Origin of the sequence: Mesorhizobium sp. M7A.F.Ca.US.006.04.2.1 (genome assembly GCF_004022915.1) — a bacterium.
In the GTDB taxonomy this organism is placed as follows: Bacteria; Pseudomonadota; Alphaproteobacteria; order Rhizobiales; family Rhizobiaceae; genus Mesorhizobium; species Mesorhizobium ciceri.
The window spans coordinates 1-2,110 of sequence record NZ_RZQA01000979.1 but is presented as its reverse complement, the minus strand read 5'-3'; the positions used below and the strand labels follow the sequence as shown (position 1 = coordinate 2,110).

The 2,110-nt window shown below is 61.7% G+C and carries 4 protein-coding genes; all 4 read right to left on the bottom strand.

The genetic code is table 11. The features are described 5' to 3' along the window. Positions 1-202: ACT domain-containing protein (locus tag EN925_RS33100; RefSeq protein ID WP_128337247.1), on the bottom strand; the 202-nt coding region annotated here is incomplete at its 3' end. Next, on the bottom strand, positions 199-999 hold the full coding sequence (locus tag EN925_RS33095) for a 3-methyl-2-oxobutanoate hydroxymethyltransferase (protein WP_127366970.1): 801 nt from the start codon (positions 997-999) through the stop codon (positions 199-201). The genes EN925_RS33095 and EN925_RS33100, both read right to left, overlap by 4 nt. A 34-nt stretch (positions 1,000-1,033) precedes the next feature. Beyond that, entirely contained in the window at positions 1,034-1,348 is a 315-nt protein-coding gene (locus EN925_RS33090; protein WP_013530832.1) for a MocE family 2Fe-2S type ferredoxin, read from the bottom strand. A 10-nt stretch (positions 1,349-1,358) separates the two neighbouring features. Beyond that, positions 1,359-2,110 (bottom strand): fatty acid desaturase (locus EN925_RS33085; protein ID WP_128337246.1); only part of this gene is annotated, 752 nt, incomplete at its 5' end.

The following is a 2,110-nucleotide window of genomic DNA, read 5'->3' as shown; positions in this document are numbered from 1 at the left end:
CTGGCGGGCTGATGAAGGCGATCCGCATGAAAAAGCGATTGGTCTGCCGGTCCCAGAACTGGCTGCTTTCGGCGATGTTGGCGCCGTTCGCGGCAAGCTCCGCCGTGACGGCGGCGACGATCCCCGGCCGATCCTCGCAGGAAAGCGTGAGAATATGAACCGGCGCGGCCTCGTCCGTCGCATCATTGCCTTGAGATTTCACGCCCCGTCGACCCTCTTCATGAACAGGCTGAGTTCAGCCGGATCCATATGCACCACATGCCTGTCTTCGGGATAGGCGAGACTGTTCACGTCGGCAACATATTCCGAAAACGCGGCGATACGCTCGGCCTGCAAACGATCATATTCGGCGGCGAAATTGCGATACACCTTGGAATGACGGGGCATGTGGCCACGGTTCTGGCCGAGAATGTCGTCGGCGAACAGATATTGCGCATCGCAACCGGTACCCGCTCCCATCGACAGCATGATCAGCGACGTCCGCTCCGAGATCGCCTTGGCCACCTCGACCGGCACCACCTCGATCTCGGCGCCGATGGCGCCTGCAGCCTCCAGCTGCTTCACCGCCGCGAAGATATCCATGGCGGTGTCGGCGGTCTTGCCGACCGCCTTGAAGCCGCCAGTCCAGGTCGCGCGGGAAGGAATGAGGCCAACATGGCCGATCACCGGGATATTGTCATCGGCCATCCGCTTGATCGTGGCGTAGCCGGCGCTGCAATAGACCGCGTCGGCGCCGGCCTTGTAGAGCCGGAAGGCCCAGCGCACGAAATCGTCCGCCGTGCCGATCTCGTAGAAATTGTCGCCCGGCATGGTGAACAGGCTGGGCGCCGCGTCGCGGTACTCAGGGTTGAGCACCAATTCGGGCGGCACCGAGACGATGTCGACCCCTGCGCGCTCCGCGGCCTCGGCCTCGTCCATCGTCAGCACACGCAGCATGGTCAGCTGTCGCTTGCCCTTCATGGCGCGCAAATCCGCCACCGTCGGTCTTTTTCGGCTCATCAAAAGGGTTCCCTCAGTTGCATTCGGCGGCAGGTCAGCCGATCTGGATCATCACTTTGCCAGCCTCGACCTTCACTGGATAGGTGGCGAGATTGACGCATACCGGTGCGCCTCGAGCCACGCCCGTCTTGTAGTTGAAGCGGCCATTGTGCTTGGGGCATTCGATGATGTCGTCCATCACCAGCCCATCGGCCAGATGCGCCTTCTCATGCGTGCAGTATCCGTCGGTTGCGAAGTACTCGTCATCGGGACTGCGATAGATGGCGAAGGTACGGCCGCCATGATCGAAGCGGATGACATCCTCTTCCTCGACATCGTCGACGCCACACGCTTCAACCCAGTCGGCCATCTGCTTTTCCCTATTCCGCCGCCGCCGGAACGGTCAGTGCATGGAATTCGTCCCGGTACGGCCGCGCCGTCGGCGGCAATTCACGTTTGAGGAAATAATCCTCGTACTGAAGCTGCTTCAGCAGCACCGGCCAGACCTCGCGATAGGCATGCCACATCGAAGGGTTCGGCTCGGGCAGATCGTGCTTGATCAATTCGTGCAGCCTCGGCAGCGCGTGATAGGGCACCATCGGAAACATGTGATGTTCGACATGATAGTTCATGTTCCAATAGATGAAGCGGCTGATGGGGTTCATGTAGACGGTGCGCGTGTTCAGCCGGTGGTCGGTGACATTGTCGGCCAGCCCGATATGCTGCAGCAGGCCGGTCAGCACCATGTGCCAGCTGCCGTAGAGGCGCGGCAGGCCGATCAGCACCAGCGGCAGGAACGACCACAGATAAAGCGCCAGCCCGATCGCCCCGACATAGATGGCGACATGCCAGCGCGCGGCTGTGACCACCTTGTGAAGCTCCATCTCGGGAATAAAGCTTTTCTCGTCCGGCGAGATGCTGCCGAACGCATTGCGCACCAGCGTCGGCAGCGAATAGCGGAAATCGAGAACACCGGTGAAGGCGAGTGCGGCGCGCAGCAGGTCCGGCGGACGCATCACCGCGATCTCGGCGTCGCGGCCGACGATGATCGTGTCGGTGTGGTGGCGGGCATGGCTCCAGCGCCAGGTCACCGGATTGCGCATCAGCATGAAGCTGGCGATCTGGTAGACGG